Genomic DNA, 21,747 nt, shown 5'->3' on the forward strand with positions numbered 1-21,747 from the left:
TGAATTCTGCTGCTCGGTATTCGTCTGTTTCAGTGGCATGCGTGTTCAGCACACTTAACGCTTTCTTATTCAGATTATCGCGCATCACTTGTCGCGTAAGTCCCAGGAGGGTATAAGCCTGCTCACAAGACCGATTCAGAAAGGTCTGTTTTCGTAGCGCAGCGAGGTTTCGGCCCGGACAATCCCCCGCCCCGTCGGTGTACCCGGTTCGCCGAGTTCTGCACGTACCGCGGTGAGCGCGGCCTGGATGGTCGGCATTTCGCGGTCGCGCACCGCCGCGGCGCGGGCGGCGGCCAGGGCATGCTCACGCAGTTCGCCGTCGATGGCGCTCACGTGGTCGGTGACCCGCACGTTCTCGGCGTCGTCGTGCGCGGCGACCGCAGTGCTCAAGAGGGATTCGGCGGCCAGGATCCGGCTGGCCACCAGCTGTTCGGCGACCGAACGCAGCGACGACGTCGCCTCCCCCACCCAGCGGTCGAGCACCGCGCGGTCGCTGAGCAGGCTGCGGACGGTGACCACCCACGCCGTCGTCGCCAGTCCCAGCGCCACGCAGGCCGCGATCCCGGCGGCCGTCAGCCCCGGGTGCAGGCCAAGAGTCAGCCCGGAGATCAGCCGGCTCAGCGTCAGCGCCACGCCGAGCCCGAACACGGCGCCGAAGACCATCAGCAGCCGCATCTCGAGGCGGCGCGACTTCAGTGAGGGGGCCGACACCGGGACGGCCGGCGCGGTGGGGGGCGGCAGATCCAGCGGAACGCCCATGGCCGCCGCGACCTCGGCGAGGTGAGCGTCGGCACCGGCGGCGATCTCCCCGGCCACTTCATCGAGCCGCACCTGGGCGGCCGCGGCGAACCGGGGGACCTGGCGCCGGGACAGTGCCGCGACGTCTTCCTGCAGTTCGCCGCGCAGCGCCGCGGTCTGGTTGCGTACCGAGTAGGACAGCTGGACCCTGGCCTGCTGGAGCTGTCCGCGCAGCGTGATGGTGCGTTCGGATCGTGACTGGCGACGCTGCCGCAGGGCCGCGCTGCGCTGGTCGCGCAAGGCGTCGACCCGGGCCTGCCGGCCGGCGCCGTCGGCGTCCCGGTCGAAGCGCCGCGCCACCGTCTGCAGTCGCGACTCCCAGGCCCGCAACCGGTTGCGTCGGCTCAGATCGGAATCCGCGAGCTGGGCCACGAGGGTGACAACCAGGTCGTCGACCTGCGGCGCGCCCACCTCCGGTGCGGCGGCGACGCCCACCCACGGCGCCTTGGCGTAGCGGGGCCCGTGCGCGGCCAGCGTGTCCCGGTTGGTGTCGAGCACGTCCCGCCAGCCGAGATGCACGTCGATCTTGGCCACCACGGCCACCACCGCGTCGGTGTTCTCCGCCGCGGCGTCGAGCAGCATGCAGTCCGACGCGGTCATCGGAGCCGAGGCCGACACCACGAACACCACGCCCAGCGGCGCGTCGCCGGTTCCCAGCTCTCCCGACTCGACGAAGGTGCGCTGCGGAACGCGTTCCCGCAGCGCGGCCGCCACACTGCTGACCCCGGCCAGCCACGGGCCCGTCACCAGCACCACGTCGCGCCGCCTGATGGCCGGCGCTCCGAGCTTCGGCCCGACGGCCGCCACCACGGCGTCGACCCGGGCCACGGGATCGTCGCGGCTCACTGGGGCTCCTGACCGGCGGCCCACAGGCGCAGGGCCCCCCTGGCGATGTCCACACCGCAGGCGCGGTGCACGCCTCCCGGCGCCGAACGGGTGTAGCGCTGCCAGTGCTGCGCGCGGCGCAGCGGCGCTGCGGGGCCGGGCGGCAGCCCGCAGGCCTGCGCGGCCTCCAGCGCGGCGCCCATCCGGGCGATCACGGTGTCGTCGGCGTTCAGAAACGCATCTACGGCCGGATCACCGACCGCCAGCGCTTCCAGTTCGGTGACGGCATCGAGAATCCGGCGATAGCGCGCCGGTGCTCCGGCGGCGACGATCCGGCCGACGACCTCGTCGACCCCGCTGACCCGGCGCCATAGCGCCCGCACCTGCTTCGGGCCGCTGCCCTGCCGCAGGGCGGCGACGGCCAGCGCGATCCCGAACAGGTCCACTCCTGCCAGCAGCTCCCGCGGAATCGCCGCCGGTGCCGGGTCCGCGGCCAGCGCACGCAACGCCGCCCAGCGCGCCGCGCCTGGATCATCGAGCGCGGCCAGGGCCAGCAACCCGCTCATCGGCAGCACCGGCACGCCGAGCAGCGCAGAGAACTCCGGGCACCGCGCGCTCGCCGCCGCCATCGGTCCGTCGCCGCCGAACCCGGTGAGGTCAGCCTTGTTCAGCACCGCAAGCACCGCACCCGAGGCCGAGTCCTCGGGCTTGACGACTTCGGCGATGACCTGAACGTCGAGGTCCGCCCCGCTTTCGACCACCGTGAACCACCGGCCGAGGGCGCGCGCCACCGTGCTGCAACCCACCCCCAGGCGTCCGCGGACCCGCACCCGCAGCGGCGCCGCGACCCGTGCGGCGATCGCCGCAATGCGCTGGTCAGCGGCCCTCCGGGCGAATTGCGTCAGCTGGTCGACGAAAATGTGCTGCCCCCTGTTCCCTGCATCCGAACCCCGCCCCGAATGGTGACATCTACCTCGGCCGCGCGCGAGCCAGGCATCCCCCGATACCAGCCGAAGGCAACTGTTGGGTATCAATCTGGACCACAGGCGGCTACACCCGGCCTTCATGGGCCACCATGGACGGATGCATGCGCAACCCGGGGTTGGGTTACGGCCCGACGCGCCCTGGGGCTATCTGCCTGCCACGAGTTTCCGGTCTCGGCGTTCGGCTCTGTCCGAGGCTCAGCGCCAGACCTGGGAGCGGCTGTGGCCGCAACTCGGCCGACAGGCCGACGACACCCCGCCCGGCCAGGGCGCCCCTCTGGATACCGAGTCCTGGTTCGGCCGCCGCGCCCCGCTGGTGCTGGAAATCGGGTGCGGCAGCGGCACGTCAACACTGGCCATGGCCCAGGCCGAGCCGGATATCGACGTGATCGCGGTCGAAATCTACCGACGGGGCCTGGCGCAGCTGCTGTGCGCCATCGACGCCGAGCAGGTGAGCAACATCCGGCTGATCCGCGGCAACGGGATCGACGTGCTCAAAGACCTGCTCACTGCGCAGTCGCTCATCGGAGTCCGGGTCTTCTTCCCGGACCCGTGGCCCAAGGCACGCCACCACAAACGCCGACTGCTGCAGCCCGGCACTGTTTCCCTCATCGCCGATCGGCTACTCCCCGGTGGTGTGTTGCACGTCGCAACCGACCATCCCGGTTACGCCGAGCACATCGAGGAGGTGGGTGCGCAGATGGAAGCCCAGTCCCGGTTCGTCCGTGCCGGCACCGACTCCGAATCACTACCGATCTCCGTGAATCGTCCCACCACCAAGTACGAGACGAAGGCTCAAGAAGCGGGCAGCCACGTCTGCGAGTTCGTATGGAAGCGGATTTGAGCACATGAGCATTACTGAAGAAGTGGCCACCGACACCTCGGCAACCTCCGATACGCCCGGATCGCTGGCACCCATCCTGGCGCCGGAACTGGCCCCCGATGTAGCCAAGGACGGACTGGCCAGTTTGGCCAAACCGGTCAAGCGGGTCCTGCTGGTCTGGGACGCCCCGAACCTGGACATGGGACTGGGCTCCATCCTGGGACGGCGCCCGACCGGGGTGGAGCGCCCCCGGTTCGACGCCCTGGGTCGCTGGCTGCTGGCGCGAACCGCTGCGGTCGCGGCCGGACTCGGCGCGGCGCAGGACGTCCGGGTCGAGCCGGAGGCGACGGTGTTCACCAACATCGCACCGGGCAGCGCCGACGTGGTGCGGCCCTGGGTGGACGCGCTGCGCAACGTGGGTTTCGCCGTCTTCGCCAAGCCCAAGATCGACGAGGACAGCGACGTCGACCGGGACATGCTCGAGCACATCGACCAGCGCTACAAAGAAGGTCTCGCGGGTCTGGTGGTGGCCTCCGCCGACGGTCAGGCATTCCGAATACCGCTGGAAGCCGTGGCCCGCGCCGGAACCCCAGTTCAAGTGCTCGGATTTCGTGAACACGCCAGTTGGGCGCTAGCGTCGGATACCTTGGAGTTCGTCGACCTGGAAGACATTGCAGGTGTTTTCCGGGAGCCACTGCCGCGGATCGGCCTAGATTCGCTACCTGAGCAGGGAGCTTGGCTGCAGCCGTTCCGGCCGCTGTCATCGCTGTTGACCTCGCGTGTGTGACAACCAAACATCTATACGCGGGTCTTTAAAGATCTTGAAGATCCAGTAAGGAGCTTACGTGTTCGCCTGGTGGGGTCGAACTGTGTACCGGATCCGGTACATCGTAATCGGGGTCACGGTGGCTCTGTGCCTGGGCGGTGGCATCTTCGGTCTCAGCCTGGGCAAGCACGTGACGCAGAGTGGTTTCTATGACGACGGCAGCCAGTCGGTCAAGGCGTCGGTGCTCGGCGACCAGGTCTACGGCCGCGACCGGACCGGCCACGTCGTGGCCATCTTCAAAGCGCCCGACGGCAAGACCGTCACCGACCCGGCGTGGTCGAAGAAGATCACCGATGAACTCAACAAGTTCGTCGCCGACCACCCGAAAGAGGTGTTCGGCTGGGCCGGGTATCTGCGGGCCCCCGACAGCACCAGCTCGGTCATCAAGGGCATGGCCACCGACGACAAGAAGTACACCTTCGTCTCGATCCCGCTCAAGGGCGACGACGACGACACCATCCTGACCAACTACAAGACCATCGAGCCGGCGCTGCAGAAGCTCGACGGCGGCACCGTCCAGCTGGCCGGCCTGCAACCGGTCGCCAGCGCGCTGACGGGCACCATCGCCACCGACCAGCGCCGCATGGAGGTGCTGGCCCTGCCGCTGGTGGCGGTCGTGTTGTTCCTGGTCTTCGGCGGCGCGGTCGCCGCCTGCCTTCCCGTCATGGTCGGCGGGCTGAGCATCGCCGGTTCGCTGGGCATCCTGCGGTTGATCGCGATGTTCGGACCGGTGCACTTCTTCGCCCAGCCGGTGGTCTCGCTGATCGGTCTCGGCATCGCGGTGGACTACGGGTTGTTCGTGGTGAGCCGGTTCCGCGAGGAGATCGCCGAGGGCTACGACACCGAGGCCGCGGTGCGGCGCACGGTGATGACTGCGGGCCGCACCGTGGTGTTCTCGGCGGTGCTGATCGCCGCCTCAGGCGCCAGCCTGTTGTTGCTGCCGCAGGGCTTTGTGAAGTCACTGACCTACGCCCTGATCACGGCCGTCTCGCTGGCCGCGATCCTGTCCATCACGCTGCTGCCCGCCTGCCTGGGCGTTCTCGGCAAGCACGTGGACGCGCTCGGTGTGCGCACCGCTTTCCGGGTTCCCTTCCTGCGCAACTGGAAGGTCTCGCGGGCCTACCTGAACTGGCTTGCCGACCGCCTGCAGAAGACCAAGACCCGCGAAGAGGTCGAAGCGGGCTTCTGGGGCAAGCTGACGAACTTCGTCATGAAGCGCCCGCTGGCGTTCGCGATCCCGATCGTCGTGGGCATGATCTTGCTGATCATTCCGCTGGGCAACATGTCGCTGGGCGGCATGAGCGAGAAGTATCTGCCGCCGAACAACGCGGCGCGCCAGTCGCAGGAACACTTCGACAAGCTCTTCCCCGGCTACCGGACGAATCCGCTGACGCTCGTGATCGAGTCGACCAACCATCAGCCCGTCACCGACCAGCAGGTTGCGGACGTCCGCAGCAAAGCCATGCAGATCAGCGGGTTCATCGAGCAGGACAACGACCCGTCGAACATGTGGCAGGAACGCCCCCAGGCACCGGGCGGGTCCAAGGACCCTTCTGTCCGGGTGCTGCAGAACGGGCTGCTCAACCCCGCTGACTCGTCCAAAAAGCTCGAAGAGTTACGCGCGATAACGCCGCCCAAGGGCATCGAGATACTCGTCGGCGGGACGCCGGCGCTGGAACAGGACTCGATTCACAGCCTGGTGGACAAGGCGCCGCTGATGGTGTTGGTGCTGATCAGCACGACCATGGTGCTGATGTTCCTGGCTTTCGGATCGGTGGTATTGCCGATCAAGGCGGCGGTGATGAGCGTGCTGACGCTCGGGTCCACGATGGGCATCCTGACCTGGATATTCATCGAAGGTCATGGCGCCGGACTGCTGAATTTCACGCCGACGCCGCTGATGGTGGTGATCATCGCTCTGGTGGTCGCAGTCGGCTACGGCCTGGCGACGGACTACGAAGTGTTCCTGGTCTCCCGCATGGTCGAGGCCCGCGAGAACGGGATGTCCACCCAGGAATCGATCCGCATCGGTACAGCCACCACCGGTCGCCTGATCACCGCGGCCGCGCTGGTCCTCGCGGTGGTTGCGGGTTCGTTCGTGTTCTCCGATCTGGTGATGATGAAGTATCTGGCGTTCGGTCTGATGGCGGCGTTGCTGCTGGACGCGACCGTGGTCCGGATGTTCCTGGTGCCGTCGGTGATGAAGCTGCTCGGTGACGACTGCTGGTGGGCACCGCGCTGGATGCGACGCCTGCAGAACCGCATCGGCCTGGGTGAGATCCAGTTGCCCGACGAGCGCAAGCGGCCGGCCACCAAGACCCGCCCGCCGGTGACGGCCGGACTGGTGGCAGCCGGTGCCGGGGCGTCACGCAAGCCGCACGACCCGACGCACCCGGCCGCACTGACACGGGCGGCCCAGCCGGAGCTGGCACCCGCGCCCGCGGCGCCCTCCCCGCAGGTTCCAGTGCGGGCCACTCCCGCCACCGAGCCACCCACGGCCCGCCTGTCGGCGCCCGGGGCGACCCGCAACGGCCCGGCACCGCGGCCGGCCGGCCGTGGCCCCGCATCCAAGAACGCGACGCCACCGTCTGCCGGCGAGACCAACAAGATGCCGGTGGCAGGTAGCCGTCCGGATCCCACTCCCGCCCCGGATCCGGCCGACAAGACCGCCGCCCTGCCGGTCCAGCGCGCCGAGGGCGACGACTCCGACACGGCCACCGAGAAGCTGAATTCCCGCGGTATCCAGGAGGACAGCACGGTGGACACGTCGCGCCGGCGGCGCACCGGTGGCGGTGGCCTGTCCGCGCAGGACCTGCTGCGTCGCGAGGGCCGGCTCTAGGGGTTATTCGGGGCTATGCACAACTTTCGATCGATCAGCGGTGCCTTCGCAGCAGTTGTCGCAGCCGCCGCAATGTCGGGCATCGGCGGACTCCGCGCCGCTCCCGCCCACGCCGACGGCCCCGTCCAGGTGCAGAGCCGGATGGGCAATGTGTGCTTGGACGCACCGGACGGCAGCTGGCTGACCGCGGTGGTGATCAATCCCTGCAACGGCTCGGACAATCAGCGCTGGAATCAGAACGGCGCTCAGCTGGAGAGCGTGGCATTTCCGGGGAATTGCCTGACATCGCCGAACGAGGATCGGTGGACGGCGCACCTCGGGCCCTGCCTGAACTGGTTCAACCAGCAGTGGAACCCCCAGCCCAACGGCCACATCATGATCAGCCTGGACGGGTGCCTCACGGCCCTGGGCGGACCCAACCCCGGGACGTGGGTCTCCACCCGGTTCTGTGGCGGCGACGTCGACCAGGGCTGGAATCTGGTGCCCTAATCGTCGGGTCTGTCGGGCTTGTCCGGTTTTGCCTGCAGGATCGCCGACACCTCGTCGTTGTCCTTCTGGCTTTCCGCCTCGGCCTCCGGATCGGAGGCCAGCAGCACCTGCATCGCGTTGTTCAGGAACGCCACCGTCGGAACGGACAGCAAAGCGCCGACGATGCCGGCCAGCACCCCGCCGGTTGAGATCGCCAGCACCACCGCCAGCGGGTGGATCGACACTGCACGGCCCATCACCAGCGGCTGCAGGATGTGCGCCTCGAGCTGATTCACCACGACCAGCAAGCCGAGTGTCAGCAGCGCGTACAGCATCCCCTTGGCCAGCAGTGCCACCACCACGGCCAGCAAACCTGACACCAGGGCACCGATCAGCGGTACGAACGCACCCAGAAACACGATGGAGGCCAGCGGCAGCGCCAACGGCACCCCCATGATCGCCAACCCGGCGCCGACCCCGGCCGCGTCGGTCAGCGCGACCAGGAAGGTGGCCCGGATGTATCCGGTCAGGGCGCCGTACCCGGCGTGACCGGCCGCGTGCACGCGATCGCGGACGTGGGCCGGGAAGATCTTCTGCACGTACTGCCAGATGTTGCGGCCGCCGTACAGGAAGAAGATCAGCGTGAACAGCACCAGCACGGCCGCCGTGACCAGCTCGGTGATGGTGGCGGCCGTGGACAGCGCGCCGCTGGTCAGCTTGGCCTGATTGTTGCGCAGGGCTTCGATCGCGGCGTTGCCCGCGTTGTCGATCTGCTCGCGGCGCAGGTGGGCCGGTCCCTCGATCAGCCATCTGCGGCTGCTGTCGATACTGTGCTCCACCTGCTTGACCAGGTCGGGCACGCCGACGATGAACTGGCTGACGACGAAAGCCAGGATGCCGCCCAGGATCGCGAACCCGCTCAACAACACCACCGTCACCGCGGCTCCGCGCGGCAGGCCATGCTCGTCCAGCCAGTCCACCGCCGGCACCAGCAAAGCGCTGAGCATCAGCGCCAGCAACACCGGCACCACGATGACTTCGAGCCGGTCGACCACCCACAGCAGGGCGACGGCGGCCGCGACGATCACGAGCAGTCGCCAAGACCACGCTGCGGTCTTGCGCACGAGAGGGCTGACCGCTTCGTCGTCCAGATTTGCCGGCATCAAGCCAGCCTAGCCGGGATGTCCCGCAAATCCGGCCGCCACGATCCGGTCACGACCTCAGAACAACGCCGACACGTCGGCGACGTGCAGCGATGCGTCGGGCACCGGCACGGCTACCCTAATGCGATGTCGTCCGACGCCGGTGCCCGCAAGTTTGCGGGACTACGCCTCGCCCGGGGCGAGAAGGCTGCGCGCGGCAAACACTGGTGGCTGCGGTGGGTGGTGTTGTCCGTCGTCACGATCGTGCTCGCCGTCGAGGTGATTCTCGTGCGCGATCAGCTGGCCAAGGCATGGACGAGTCTGTTCGAAGCCAACTGGTGGTGGCTGGTCGCCGCGATGGTGGCCGCGGCGGCGTCGATGCACAGCTTCGCCCAGATTCAGCGCACGCTGCTGCGTTCCGCCGGAGTCCACGTCAGGCAACTGCGCTCGGAAGCGGCCTTCTACGCGGCCAATTCGCTGAGCACGACGCTGCCCGGCGGCCCGGTGATATCGGCGACGTTCCTGCTGCGTCAGCAGCGCATCTGGGGCGCCTCCACCGTGGTCGCGTCGTGGCAGCTGGTGATGTCGGGCGCGCTGCAGGCGGTGGGGCTGGCCGTGCTGGGGTTGGGCGGGGCGTTCCTCCTGGGCGCCAAGAACAACCCGTTCTCGTTGCTGTTCACCCTCGGCGGTTTCATCGCGCTGCTGTTGTTGGCGCAGGCGGTGGCGTCGCGCCCGGAACTGATCGAAGGGATCGGCAGCAAGGTGCTGTCGTGGGTCAATTCCATTCGCGGCAAACCAGCCGAGACCGGTCTGGAGAAGTGGCGCGAGATCCTCATGCAGCTCGAGTCGGTGAGCCTGAGCCGGCGCGACCTCGCGGTGGCGTTCAGCTGGTCACTGTTCAACTGGGTCGCCGACGTCGCATGCCTGGGCTTCGCGGCCTACGCCGCCGGCGATCACGCGTCGGTCGCCGGACTGACGGTCGCCTACGCGGCGGCCCGCGCGGTGGGCACGATTCCGCTGATGCCGGGTGGCCTGCTGGTCGTGGAGGCCGTGCTCGTCCCCGGCCTGGTGTCCAGCGGCATGGGACTGCCGAACGCGATCTCGGCGATGCTGATCTACCGGCTGATCAGCTGGCTGTTCATCGCCGCGGTCGGCTGGGTGGTGTTCTTCTTCATGTTCCGCACCGAGAAGCTCAGCGAATCCGGTTCGGACGACGACCCACCCACCGATCCCGAGCTCCGGGTACCGGACGTCAGGGCCTTCGCCGACCCGGCCGACTCGGCGTTGCAGGGACCGCTGCCCCCACTGGACCCGGCTGGTTAACCGCCCGGCTTCGGCGCGGGCGCCGGCTTGGGCGCACTGGTCGGCGCGGCGACGGCGGGCACGCCCGGCACCGGAGCGGCACCGGCAGGCGCCGGACCCGGCAGCGGCGCCGCCGGTGCACCGCCACCACCCGGCAGACCGGGCAGGCCGCCCTGGGCCGCCTGCACCATGGTGAGCGCCTGCGGCAGCGAGATCGGCAGCTTGCACTGGGTGCCCAGCTTGTTCAGCGGGTTGGCCAGCCCTTGCATGTCGAGCGCCACCTTGGGATTCGCCTCGAAGTACGCCTTGATCGTGCCCAGCGACTGCGGCCCAGCCTGATCCTGCAGGGCGCTGGTCATCACCTGGTTGGTCTCCGGGTGCGAGTCCAGGTAGTCCCCCATCGACTTGGAGACCGAACCGATGGTGCGGGCCACCTCGCTGGCCGCGCACGGGTCCGTCGATCCCGTGGCCGCCGGCGCCTGCAGAACGGCGCTCCCGGCACAGGACAGGCCGGTGGCGGCCACGACGGCGAACAGCCCGCGGCGCAGGAACGGCCCCTGGAACGGCGTAGATGGCATGGATGACTCCTCACGATTCGCCGCCCGAAGTCCCCCCACGGCGGCCACAGACATCCTGCCATCCCGCCCGGCGGGGTCGCCAATTCACGCTGGGCGCGCAGGTCGATCACGACTTAACAACGATCCCGGCAAACGGGTGTCGTCGCAGCTCAGCACACGATAAGCAAAGCTAGGACTCCGGGCTCTCGGGTAGGCTCGCGGGCACGTGCTGCGCAAGAAACACGGGGAGATAGAAAATCCAGCAGTTCATGATGCGGCTGAGCCGCAACCTGCGCAGATACCGCTGGTTCGTCTTTGCAGGCTGGCTGCTCGCCCTGGTTCCGGCGGTTTATCTGGCCATGACGCAGTCGGGGAATCTGACCGGCGGCGGGTTCGAGGTTGCCAATTCCCAGTCGCTGGCCGTCCACGACCAACTCGTGGAGCAGTATCCCGAGCTGGGGGCATCGCCGTTGGCCCTGGTGGCCGCCCCCCGCGCCGACGCCACCTACCAGGACATCAACGACGCGGTCGCCGAGCTCAAACGCATCGCCGGCGAGCTTCCCGGCGTCACCGAAGCGCCCAACCCCACCCAGCGCCCACCCCAGCCTGACCGGCCCTACGTGGTGTCCCTGCATCTGGACGCCCGCAATCCCGGCACCAGCGACGTCGCCAAGAAGCTGCGGGAACGGGTCGGCATCCAAGGCGACCAGTCCGGGCAGACCGCCAACGGCCGGGTCCGGCTCTACGTCATCGGGCAGGGGGCGCTGAGCGCCGCGGCCGCCGCGAACACCAAGCACGACATCGCCAAAGCCGAGGAATGGAACCTGCCGATCATCCTGATCGTGCTGCTGGCGGTGTTCGGCTCGCTGGCTGCCGCGGCGATTCCCCTGGCGCTGGGTGTCTGCACCGTCGTGGTGACCATGGGCCTGGTCTATGCGCTGTCGATGCACACGCCCATGTCGGTGTTCGTGACCTCGACGGTGTCCATGTTCGGCATCGCGCTGGCCGTCGACTATTCGCTGTTCATCCTGATGCGGTTCCGGGAGGAACTGCGCACCGGCCGCCAGCCGCAGGAGGCCGTGGACGCGGCGATGGCCACCTCCGGTCTTGCCGTGGTGTTGTCCGGGTTGACCGTCATCGCCTCGCTCACCGGCATCTACGTGATCAACACCCCGGCGCTGCGTTCGATGGCCACCGGCGCCATCCTCGCGGTCGCGGTCGCGATGTTGACGTCGGCGACGCTGACGCCGGCGTTGCTGGCCACGTTCTCCCGGGCGGCGGCCAAGAGATCGCCGCTGCTGCACTGGTCACGCCGGCCGGAGAGCACGGTGTCCCGGTTCTGGACGCGCTGGGTCACCTGGGTGATGCGCCGGCCCTGGATTTCCGCGCTGGCGGCCTCGGCGGTGTTGCTGCTGATGGCGGCGCCGGCGCTGTCGATGGTGCTGGGCAATAGCCTGCTGCGCCAGTTCGACTCCTCCCACGAGATCCGGGCCGGGGTGGCCTCGGCGTCGCAGGCCCTCGGCCCGGGCGCACTGGGTCCCATCCAGGTTCTGGTGACCTTCCCCGAGTGGCCGCAGGGACAAGACGCCGTGCCGGTGCGTGCGCAGAAGCTCGCCGCGCTGCGCGAGAAGATGGCGCAGGGGCCCAACGTCGCCTCGGTGAGCCCGCCGCAATATGCCGACGACAACAAGAGCGCCCTGCTCAACGCGGTGCTGTCGGTCGATCCGGAAGATCTGCGCGCCCGGCACACCGTCGACTGGATGCGCAGCCAACTGCCGAGGGTCGGGGGCGACGCCCAGGTCTCCGTGGGCGGCTCGACCGCGCTGATCAAGGACTTCGACGGGCGGGTGGCGCAAACCCAGCCGCTCGTGCTGGGCTTCGTCGCGCTGATCGCTTTCATCATGCTGCTGCTCTCGGTGCATTCGGTGCTGCTGGCGCTCAAGGGCGTGCTGATGACGCTGCTGTCGGTGGCGGCCGCCTACGGCAGCCTGGTGATGGTCTTCCAGTGGGGCTGGGCCGAGGCACTCGGTTTCCCGCACCTGACATCGATCGACAGCACCGTTCCACCGCTGGTCCTGGCGATGACGTTCGGGTTGTCCATGGACTACGAGATCTTTCTGCTCACCCGTATCCGGGAGCGTTTCCTGCAGACCGGCCACACCCGCGACGCGGTGGCCTACGGCGTCAGCACCAGCGCGCGCACCATCACCAGCGCGGCGCTGATCATGATCGCGGTGTTCTGCGGGTTCGCCTTTGCGGGCATGCCCCTGGTTGCCGAGATCGGTGTGGCGTGTGCCGTCGCGATCGCGGTCGACGCCACCATCGTGCGCCTGGTGCTGGTGCCGGCGCTGATGGCGATGTTCTCGAAGTGGAACTGGTGGATACCGGGCTGGCTGGGTCGCATGCTGCCGTCGGTTGACTTCGACCGGCCGCTGCCCGACGTCGATCTCGGCGGCGTCGTCGTCATCCCCGAGGACATCACCGCCGCGATCGCCCCCAGCGCCGATCTGCGGGTGGTGATCAAATCGGCCGCTAAGCTCAAAAACCTTGCGCCCGATGCTATTTGCGTCGCAGACCCGCTGGCGTTCAGCGGTTGCGCCCGCAAGGACGGCCCGGAATCGGCGGAGGCCGACACGGTGGCGCTGGCCACCGGTCCGGTCGGCAAGGTCAGTCTGGCGGCCCGCAGCAGCATCGCCCGGGCCATGTCGTGGTCCGATCGCCCGGTCCATCCGGTCACCTTGTGGCGCGGGCGCCTTTCGGTGGCCCTCGACGCGCTGGAGAGCAAAGGCACCCGGAACGGATTCCGCCGCAGCAGCCCGGTGGAGACCACCAACGTGCAACTGCCGACCGGTGACCGGCTGCTGATCCCGACGGGGGCGGAAACGCTGCGGTTCAAGGGTTACTTGATCATGAGCCGTAACAGCAGCCGCGATTATGCCGATTTTGCTGACATGGTCGACGCAATGGATCCGGAGACCGTCGCGATGGTGCTGGCCGGGATGGACAGGTATTACTGTTGTCAGCCTCTCGGCTCGTCTTCGCAATCGCAACGGATGGCCACCGAGCTGGTTCGCCGGCTCGCGGATCCTGATCCGTCCGATCTGGACGAGGATTGGCCCGAACCCGATGCGAGGGCAGACTGGGAGGAGGTCAGGCAGCGCTGCCTGTCCGTGGCCGTGGCAATGCTGGAGGAGGCGAGGTGACGTTGGCTGCCGACCAGCGAAATCCCGCGCCTGCTGCGCAAGTGCGGCGACCCGACACTGACCAGCCGGTGGAGTTCTGGTCCACCGCGGCGATCCACTCCGCCCTGCAGAGCGGCGACATCGCCACCTGGAAGCGCATCGCCGCCGCCCTCAAACGCGACCCCTACGGCCGGACGGCCCGTCAGGTCGAGGAGATTCTGCGCGGCACCCGGCCCGTCGGCATCGCCAAGGCGCTCTGGGAGGTGCTCGAGCGCGCCCGTACCCATCTCGAGGCCAACGAACGCGCCGAGGTGGCGCGGCACGTGAAGCTGTTGATGGACCGGTCCGGCCTGGTGCAGCAGGAGTTCGCCTCGCGCATCGGGGTAGCTCCGGAGGATCTCGCGACCTACCTCGATGGCAGCGTCAGCCCGTCAGCCTCACTGATGATCCGGATGCGCCGGTTGTCCGACCGGTTCGTCCGGGTGAAGAACGAGCGGTCGGCCAACTCCAACTAGCTAGCGTGAGTTGATCGGGACGATGTCCTGCACCAGCCAGTCGTTGCCGCGCTTGCTCAAAGTGACACGGACCGCCGGGGCGGCCTGACTGGGCGGCTGGCCGGGGGCGTTCTGGGTGACCCGCATGATCACCGCGACGCTGGCCGCGGACGGCCCGATGGCCTCGACACCGGCCGCCAGCGTGGACGCCTGCGCGGTGACCTTGCGCTGCAGCAGGTCCGCGCTGGTCTTGGTGTACTCCTCTTTGAACTTGCCTGCCTTGTCCGGCACCATCAGCGACGCGGCGCGCTCGATCGAGGCACCCGGCGCCGTCGGCGAGAACGATGCCACCGCCTCGGCCACGCCTGTGGCGACCTGAACCACCGCGACGGAGTCCTTCTTGAAGTCGTCGTCCTTGGTGGTCCAGTGCGTGTATCCGGTCAGCACCGCGGCGCACAGGGCCACGGCCGCCAGGAAGGCAACGGCCAGCCGCAGCCCCGGTGCGTCGTCGTCGGTGCCGACCGTGACCGCGTCGCGGCGCAGCAGCCAGAAGTTGATCACGACACCCTCGACGACCAGCAGCGCCAGCGCGGCGGCCACCGCGACCCACCAGCGCGGCCAGGCCAGCACCGCGCCGATCCCGAACAGCGCGACCAGCGCCGCCAGTGGTGCCAGCACATCGAAGGCCGCCAGCCGCCATGCGTTCCTCATCGGATCGACTCCAGCTTGGAGATCAGCATCTTGTTGTCCACGTTGGACACGTCCAGGCGCAGGTTCCAGTGCACCACCTGCGGTTTGGCGCCGGCGTTCTCGCTGACCGAGGTGGCGACCAGCATCACCGAGTCGGTCCGGGTGGCGAACGCCGGGAGTTTCGTCGTCACCACCGGCCGCGGGGAGCCGGGCACGGTGTCCAGATCGCGGTGCACGGTGTCGATCGCCACCGCCTCGATCTGGCCGGCGCTCTTGGCCTGCAGCTTCTCCACCACCTTCCGGTAGTCCATGATCGCGGCCTCGAAGTCGGTGTTCAGCTGGCCGACCGTACCGTCGTGCAGCCGCTGCAGGCTGGCGTCGATGTTCCCGACGTTCATGTTGATCAGGATCTCGGTCCAGTCGGCCGCGGCCGCCATCACCCGGGACAGATAAACGCGCTCGCCCGAGTCGTCCCGGTGGCCGAACCAGATCAGCCCGCCGAGGACCAGCGCCGCCACCGAGATGAGGCCCAGCACGGTGGAGGCGATGCCGTAGGTGGAGAACACCCGGGCGTCATCGTCGGTGTCGTCGTCGGTATCTACAGCGTCTTCGGCGTCTTCTGTGTCGTCGATGTCTTCGGCGTCCTGGTCAGGCATGGTGCGATCGTTGCACCCGAAAAGAGATGGAAGGATGGCGGGGTGACAGTAGAGGCCATCCGCTCGGGCATCGACCTGAGCTACGTCGACGCCGCCGCCCGCCCCCAGGACGACCTTTTCGGCCACGTGAACGGGCGCTGGCTGACCGAGTACGACATCCCCGCCGACCGCGCGACCGACGGGGCTTTCCGGACCTTGTTCGACCGGGCCGAAGAGCAGGTGCGCGACATCATCGTGCAGGCCAGCGAGAGTCAGGCCGCACCGGGGACCGACGAGCAGCGGATCGGCGACCTCTACGCCAGCTTCCTCGATGAGGACACCGTGGAACGACGCGGCCTGCAGCCGCTGCTCGACGAACTGACCGCCATCGACGGCGCGGCGGACCGCAGCGCGCTCGCGACCCTCATCGGCGCCCTGCAACGCACCGGGGTAGGCGGCGGTGTCGGGTTCTACGTCGACACCGATTCCAAGAACTCCGCCCGCTACCTGGTGCACTTCTCCCAGTCGGGCATCGGCCTGCCGGACGAGTCGTACTTCCGCGACGAGCAGCATGCCGCCGTGCTGGCCGCCTACCCGGGCCACATCGCCCGGATGTTCAGCCTGGTCTTCGGGGGCAGCGCGGAGGATCACGCCGAAACGGCCGCCCGCATCGTGGCGCTGGAGAGCAAACTGGCGGCCGCGCACTGGGACGTGGTCAAACGCCGTGACGCCGAGCTCACCTACAACCTGCGCACCTTCGCCGAGCTGGAGGAGACATCGGGCTTCGACTGGTCCGGATGGGTGAGCGGCCTGGGCATCACGCCCGAGGCCGTCGCCGAACTGGTTGTCCGGCAACCGGATTACCTCAGCGCCTTCGCCGATCTGTGGAGCGGTGAAGACCTCGAAGACTGGAAGAGCTGGGCCCGGTGGCGCTTGATCCGCGCCCGCTCGCCGTGGCTGACCAGCGAGATGGTCGAGGCGGACTTCGACTTCTACGGCCGCCGGCTGACCGGCACCGAGCAGATCCGGGACCGCTGGAAGCGGGCGGTCGCACTGGTGGAGACGCTGATGGGCGACTCCGTCGGAAAGCTCTATGTGGAACGGCATTTCCCGCCGGGGGCCAAGGACCGCATCGATGCGCTGGTGGCCAACCTGCGGGAGGCGTACCGGATCAGCATCAGCGATCTGGACTGGATGACACCCGAAACCCGCCAGCGGGCGCTGACCAAACTCGACAAGTTCACCGCAAAGGTCGGCTATCCGGTCACCTGGCGCGACTACTCCGCGCTGGTCATCGACCGCGACGACCTGTACGGCAACTTTCAGCGCGGCTACGCCGTCAACCACGACCGGGAAATGGCCAAGCTCGGCGGACCGGTCGACCGCGACGAGTGGTTCATGACTCCGCAGACCGTCAACGCCTACTACAACCCGGGGATGAACGAAATCGTTTTCCCCGCAGCCATTTTGCAGCCTCCTTTCTTCGACGCCGAAGCCGACGACGCGGCCAACTACGGCGGTATCGGAGCGGTGATCGGGCATGAGATCGGGCACGGATTCGACGACCAGGGCGCCAAGTACGACGGTGACGGCAACCTGGTCGACTGGTGGACCGACGCCGACCGCACCGAGTTCGCGACCCGCACCAAGGCGCTGATCGAACAGTACGAGGCGTACACACCGCGCGCGCTGGCCGACCACCAGGGCCCACCACACGTCCAGGGCGCCTTCACCGTCGGCGAGAACATCGGCGACCTGGGCGGCCTGTCGATCGCCCTGCTGGCCTACCAGCTGTCGCTGCAGGGCGAGCCCGCTCCGGTGATCGACGGCCTGACCGGCGTGCAGCGGGTGTTCTTCGGCTGGGCTCAGGTGTGGCGGACGAAATCGCGTGATGCCGAGGCAATTCGGCGGCTCGCGGTGGACCCGCACTCGCCGCCGGAATTCCGGTGCAACGGCGTCATCCGCAACGTCGACGCGTTCTACGAGGCTTTCGACGTGTCAGAATCCGACGAGCTGTTCCTGGAACCGCCGCGGCGCGTCCGTATCTGGAACTAGCGTTTCCGGCGCGAGCAGGGCGCCCTTTCCTGCGCGAGCAGGGCGCCCTTTCCTGCGCGAGCAGACGCGAAATCGCACGAAAACGCAGCTATGCGTGCGACTTTGCGTCTGATCGCCGGGGTGCGCCGACCGTTTCGATCCGCGCGGGCACATGCTTGTGCCAGGGCGTGCCCGCGTACGGGTCGCGCCACTTGGTCGACGTCAGGGCGTTCGGGGCCACCCCCGGTATCACGGTGCGGCCGTCCTCGCCGACATAGTCCAGCCCGAAACCGTTGGGCAGGGCCGCATGTCCGGGCAGCATGGTCTCGGTGATCTCGACGGTGGCCTCCGCGCTGCCGGCCGCCGTGGTGATGCGCGCCCGGCCGCCGTCGTCGAGACCGAGCGCCTGGGCGTCCTCGACGCTGACCCGCAGCGCCCCGTCGGCGTCGCGCTTGCGCCAGGACGGGTCGCGGAAGATGTCGTTGGCGGTGTAGGCGCGCCGCTCCCCCACCGACAGCACGATCGGCAGCTCGTCGCTGGTCAGGCGCTCCGGCGCCGTCGCCAAAGCCGTTATGCCATCCAGCATTTCGGGTATTTCCAGGGCGATCTTGCGGTCGCTGTGACTGATCAGCGCGAAGTCGTCCTCGTAGTTGTGCACCGTGAAGGTGATCCCGGATCGGCCGTGCAGGATCGCGTCGAACAGCGCGTTGCCGTCGGCGTGCCCGGCTCGCCGCACGGCGTCGGGGTACGTCATCGCCGTCTTCTGGGCCTGACCCCACAGCGCCGCCGCGCCGGCCATTCCCTCCGGCAAGGTCGGACCCAGCGTCTCGTACAACACGTACGGCAGCACCCGGGCCAGTGCCGGGTTGCCCGCTACCGCGCCGAAAAACGCCTCGGTGTACACCTGGCGACCCTGGGCGGCGGCTTCGCACAACGGCCGCAGATCGTCGTCCGAGACCACTCCCAGCGCGCGCACCAGCCGCGCCCAGATCTCGGGTTCGGGCAGCGTCCCGGGCAGTGGCGGAAACAGGGGATGACGCAATTGCATTGCGTTGTGCGGGAATTCGAGGTTGAAGAACGTGCACTCGGGCTTCTCGAACTGGGACGCCGCGGGCAGCACGTAGTGCGCCAGCCGGGCGGTTTCGGTCATCGCGACATCGACGACCACCAGCAGCTCCAGCGCCTGGAACGCTTCGCGGCACGCGGCCGAGTCGGCCACCGAGTGGGCCGGGTTGCTGCTTTCGACGATCATGGCCCGGAACCGGTCCGGGTGGTCGGTGAGGATCTCCTCGGGGACGACGTTGCACGGCACCAAACCGGAGATGATCGGCGCTCCGGTCACCGGCGTGCGTCCCGAGACGGTACTGAACAGCGGCGCGAACGACGAATGCAGATGCTGTCCGCCCTTTTTCGCGAAATTGCCGGTCAGGATCCACAGCAGCTTGTTCAGGTAGGAGCACACGGTACTGTTCGGCGCCTGTTGCACGCCGAGGTCCTCGAACACCGCCACGCTGCCGGCCGTGCCGATGCGCCGTGCCGCCGCGCGCAGCAATTCCTCGTCGACTCCGCAGCGCTGGGCGTACTCGGCGACCGGAACGTCGGCGAGCACCCCGCGCACCGTCGCTACGCCGTGCACATGCTCGGCGAGAAACGCTTCGTCACAGAGGTTTTCCTGCACCAGCACCGCGGCCAGCGCAGCCAGGCACCAGGCGTCGGTTCCGGGCCGCACCCGCAGATGGAAGTCGGCCATCTTCGCGGTGTCGGTGACGACCGGGTCGATCACGATCATCGACCGTCGCGGATCCTTGGCGATCTCGTTGAGCACCACCCGAGCCCGGGGGAAACTCTGTGACATCCAGGGGTTCTTGCCGACGAATACCGATACCTCGGCATGTTCGAACTCGCCGCGGGTGTGCCCACCGTAGAGTTGCCCGTCGACCCACGCCTCGCCGGTTTTCTCCTGCGCCAGCGCGTTTGAGCGGTATTTGGACCCCAGCGCCTTGAGGAACGCGCCGCTGTAGGCGCCACCGAGGTGATTGCCCTGGCCGCCGCCGCCGTAGTAGAAGATCTTGTCGCCGCCGTAGGTGTCGCGGATGTGCTTGAAGCCCTCGGCGATCTCGACAATCGCGGTGTCCCAGTCGATTTCCTCGTAGCTGCCGTCAGCGCGCCGGCGCAGCGGTGAGGTCAGCCGTCCGCGGCCGTTCTGATAGTGATCCAGCCGCAGCGCCTTGTTGCAGGTGTATCCCTGCGACGCCGGATGCTCCTTGTCGCCCCGGATCCGGGCCAGGGTGCGGCCGTCGGTCTGCACGACGATGCCGCAGTTGCACTCACACAGGATGCACGCGGTGGGCTGCCAATCACTCATGGGGCAGATTCCTTTCGAACAGCTCACGCAACTGACGGTGCACGAGGTCCAGCGGCGCCAAGTCGCGTCGCACCCGCGCGAGCAGCAGCGCGCCCTCGAGCGCAGCCGTCGCGAACTCCGCGAGCTCACCGGCGCGCTCCGCGGCGATGCCGTCGGCGGCGAAGCGCGCGGCGATCAGGTCCGACCACCGGTCGAACACCGCGGCCGCATGCTCCACCACGGGCGCCATCCGGTCCCGGTCGTCCTTGTCGAAGCCCGCTTCCACCGACACGGCCGCGATCGGGCAGCCCGCGCGGAAATCGGTGGCCAGCAACTGTTCCCGGTATTTGGCGATCAACGTGTCCAGCAGCGCAAGACCACTGTCGGCCTCCGTGATGACCGAGGCGATGTGTTCGCCGGCGAAATCGACCGCCTCACACAACAATTGCGTGCGCCCGCCCGGGAAGTGGTGGTAGGCCGAGCCGCGCGGGGCGCCACTGTGCGCCAGCACATCGGATATCGCGGTCGCCCGCGCACCGCGCTCCCTGATCAGCAGGGCGGCGGACACGACCATCCGCTCACGGGGACTTCGCATATGTATGATGCTATACATAATTTGAGCCCGCGGCCAGACGCAAAATCGCCCCTTCCGAGGCGGAAAGGGCGATTTGCGACTGCTCGGTGGAACTGGCTACAGCTGCCAGTCCGAGGCGCCGTCAGGCTTGTTGTAGGTCCCGACGGAGTTCTTGACAACGATCGGGTCACCACTTCCGAAGTTGTCGAAGAACCACTTCGCGTTGGCCGGGCTGAGGTTGATGCAACCGTGGCTGACGTCGCGCTTGCCCTGGTCGGCCACCGACCACGGCGCACTGTGCACAAAGTTGCCGCTGTTGTCTATCCGGACGGCATCCGACACGGTCACCTTGTACCCATTCGGCGAGTTGACCGGGACCCCGTACGTCGAGGAGTCCATCACCACCGTCGGCATCTTCTCCAGCACGTAGTAGGTGCCGTTCGGCGTCTGGTGCCCACCGGAGGCCATCCCCATGGACATCGGGAAGGTCTGCTGCACCACGCCGTTGCGGGTGATCGTCATCTGGTGCGTGGCGTCGTCGGCCGTCGCGATCAGCGAGTCGCCGGTACGGAAACTCGACTTGGTACCCGCGGCGTCGATGTTCACCGCCGTGTTGGCCGGCCAGAAGCTCAGCGGGCGCCAGCGCAGCTGCGACGGCGTCATCCAGTAGAACTTGCCCGGCACCGGCGGAATCGACGAGATGTGCACGGCACGCTCAGCCATCGCCTGGTCGGCGATCGGCACCTGGAAGTTGATGATGATCGGCTTGGCCACGCCCACCATCGCCCCGTTGACCGGGTTGAAGGACGGCGGCCGGAACGGCGGTTCGCCGACGAACGGCGTCGGGTCCTGCCCGGCCACCGGCCCGGAGGCCACCGGCACCGCGGCCGGGTCGCCCGGGGGGACGCCGAACGGGTCGGGCAGCGGCGGCAGCGCGATCGGCTCCGGCGCGGGCGGCTCGACGGGCGCAACCACCGGGCCCGGGTCGCCGGGCACATCGTCCGGGTCCGCCAGTGCCGGGCCAGCGCCCATCACGAGCACCGCGGCCACTCCGAATGCGTTGAGAGCGGCGACGAGGCCAGCCCTCGTGCGGCCCCTCATCGAGCGCGACATACTCTTTCCCTCCGGTCACCTACGTCAAGACCTGAACTGGCCCCAGTGTGGCACAGCAAAACCCCCGCTTAGCCATTCGACGAACCCGCCGCAGCCGTTACCAAGCCCAGTTCAGGGC

17 protein-coding genes are annotated in these 21,747 nt (G+C 68.2%); 8 read left to right on the forward strand and 9 right to left on the reverse strand.

All coding sequences use genetic code 11. From position 1 onward, the window contains the following. Nucleotides 1-135: 135 nt before the first annotated feature. Nucleotides 136-1,644 (reverse strand): hypothetical protein, encoded by a 1,509-nt coding sequence (locus QXH22_RS11385; protein ID WP_306275612.1) that lies wholly within the window; start codon nt 1,642-1,644, stop codon nt 136-138. Beyond that, entirely contained in the window at nt 1,641-2,543 is a 903-nt protein-coding gene (locus tag QXH22_RS11390; protein WP_306244500.1) for a hypothetical protein, read from the reverse strand. The genes QXH22_RS11385 and QXH22_RS11390 overlap by 4 nt, the downstream gene beginning before the upstream one ends. Nucleotides 2,544-2,688: 145 nt before the next feature. Here QXH22_RS11390 and trmB point away from each other — a divergent pair, with 145 nt between their 5' ends. Genes trmB through QXH22_RS11410 form a run of 4 tightly spaced genes read left to right on the forward strand, consistent with a single transcriptional unit; the run spans nt 2,689 to nt 7,583 of the window. Then, nucleotides 2,689-3,450 (forward strand): tRNA (guanosine(46)-N7)-methyltransferase TrmB, encoded by a 762-nt coding sequence (gene trmB / locus QXH22_RS11395; protein WP_306243178.1) that lies wholly within the window; start codon nt 2,689-2,691, stop codon nt 3,448-3,450. 4 nt (nt 3,451-3,454) lie between these two features. Continuing rightward, a complete protein-coding gene (locus QXH22_RS11400) occupies nt 3,455-4,216 on the forward strand; it encodes an NYN domain-containing protein (RefSeq protein WP_306243179.1) in 762 nt (253 codons plus the stop codon). A 58-nt stretch (nt 4,217-4,274) separates the two neighbouring features. Then, nucleotides 4,275-7,094, forward strand: coding sequence for an MMPL family transporter (locus QXH22_RS11405; RefSeq protein ID WP_306243181.1), 2,820 nt, complete (start codon nt 4,275-4,277; stop codon nt 7,092-7,094). 15 nt (nt 7,095-7,109) lie between these two features. Beyond that, nucleotides 7,110-7,583 carry an RICIN domain-containing protein gene (locus QXH22_RS11410; protein WP_371934183.1) on the forward strand — a complete coding sequence of 158 codons (474 nt, stop codon included), beginning with the start codon at nt 7,110-7,112 and terminating at the stop codon, nt 7,581-7,583. Here the strand turns inward: QXH22_RS11410 and QXH22_RS11415 are convergent. Beyond that, complete coding sequence (locus tag QXH22_RS11415; protein ID WP_306243183.1) at nt 7,580-8,725, reverse strand: AI-2E family transporter; 1,146 nt, start codon at nt 8,723-8,725, stop codon at nt 7,580-7,582. The genes QXH22_RS11410 and QXH22_RS11415 overlap by 4 nt on opposite strands. 126 nt (nt 8,726-8,851) lie before the next feature. On the opposite strand from QXH22_RS11415, the gene QXH22_RS11420 reads away from it, so the two are divergent. Further along, nucleotides 8,852-10,027: a YbhN family protein gene (locus QXH22_RS11420; protein ID WP_306243185.1), complete on the forward strand. Its 1,176-nt coding sequence runs from the start codon at nt 8,852-8,854 to the stop codon at nt 10,025-10,027. Here the strand turns inward: QXH22_RS11420 and QXH22_RS11425 are convergent. Then, the gene (locus QXH22_RS11425; protein ID WP_306275614.1) at nt 10,024-10,584 is read right to left on the reverse strand and encodes a hemophore; all 561 of its coding nucleotides are present in this window, start codon (nt 10,582-10,584) and stop codon (nt 10,024-10,026) included. The genes QXH22_RS11420 and QXH22_RS11425 overlap by 4 nt on opposite strands. Nucleotides 10,585-10,832: 248 nt before the next feature. Between QXH22_RS11425 and QXH22_RS11430 the strand changes: the two genes are divergently transcribed. Continuing rightward, nucleotides 10,833-13,766, forward strand: a complete 2,934-nt coding sequence (locus tag QXH22_RS11430; protein ID WP_306275615.1) for an efflux RND transporter permease subunit — start codon at nt 10,833-10,835, stop codon at nt 13,764-13,766. Next, the gene (locus QXH22_RS11435) at nt 13,763-14,260 is read left to right on the forward strand and encodes an XRE family transcriptional regulator (protein ID WP_306243192.1); all 498 of its coding nucleotides are present in this window, start codon (nt 13,763-13,765) and stop codon (nt 14,258-14,260) included. Before QXH22_RS11430 ends, QXH22_RS11435 begins: the two co-directional genes overlap by 4 nt. On the opposite strand, the gene QXH22_RS11440 is transcribed toward QXH22_RS11435, so the two are convergent. Together QXH22_RS11440 and QXH22_RS11445 are read right to left on the reverse strand one after the other, a co-directional pair. Continuing rightward, nucleotides 14,261-14,950, reverse strand: coding sequence for a hypothetical protein (locus QXH22_RS11440; RefSeq protein WP_306243194.1), 690 nt, complete (start codon nt 14,948-14,950; stop codon nt 14,261-14,263). It lies immediately after the preceding gene. Beyond that, on the reverse strand, nt 14,947-15,585 hold the full coding sequence (locus QXH22_RS11445) for a hypothetical protein (protein WP_306243195.1): 639 nt from the start codon (nt 15,583-15,585) through the stop codon (nt 14,947-14,949). The genes QXH22_RS11440 and QXH22_RS11445 overlap by 4 nt, the downstream gene beginning before the upstream one ends. 42 nt (nt 15,586-15,627) lie before the next feature. Between QXH22_RS11445 and QXH22_RS11450 the strand changes: the two genes are divergently transcribed. Next, nucleotides 15,628-17,619 carry a M13 family metallopeptidase gene (locus tag QXH22_RS11450; RefSeq protein ID WP_306275616.1) on the forward strand — a complete coding sequence of 664 codons (1,992 nt, stop codon included), beginning with the start codon at nt 15,628-15,630 and terminating at the stop codon, nt 17,617-17,619. An 88-nt stretch (nt 17,620-17,707) separates the two neighbouring features. Here the strand turns inward: QXH22_RS11450 and QXH22_RS11455 are convergent, their stop codons facing one another. The 3 genes from QXH22_RS11455 to QXH22_RS11465 all read right to left on the reverse strand — a co-directional run bounded on the left by QXH22_RS11455 (nt 17,708) and on the right by QXH22_RS11465 (nt 21,629). Then, nucleotides 17,708-19,963: a molybdopterin-dependent oxidoreductase gene (locus QXH22_RS11455; RefSeq protein ID WP_306243199.1), complete on the reverse strand. Its 2,256-nt coding sequence runs from the start codon at nt 19,961-19,963 to the stop codon at nt 17,708-17,710. Beyond that, nucleotides 19,956-20,537 carry a TetR/AcrR family transcriptional regulator gene (locus QXH22_RS11460; RefSeq protein ID WP_306275617.1) on the reverse strand — a complete coding sequence of 194 codons (582 nt, stop codon included), beginning with the start codon at nt 20,535-20,537 and terminating at the stop codon, nt 19,956-19,958. The genes QXH22_RS11455 and QXH22_RS11460 overlap by 8 nt, the downstream gene beginning before the upstream one ends. Before the next feature lie 96 nt (nt 20,538-20,633). Beyond that, on the reverse strand, nt 20,634-21,629 hold the full coding sequence (locus QXH22_RS11465; protein ID WP_306243203.1) for a L,D-transpeptidase: 996 nt from the start codon (nt 21,627-21,629) through the stop codon (nt 20,634-20,636). Between the last annotated feature and the right edge of the window lie 118 nt (nt 21,630-21,747).

Origin of the sequence: Mycobacterium sp. TY814 (assembly GCF_030755175.1) — a bacterium.
GTDB lineage: Bacteria > Actinomycetota > Actinomycetes > Mycobacteriales > Mycobacteriaceae > Mycobacterium.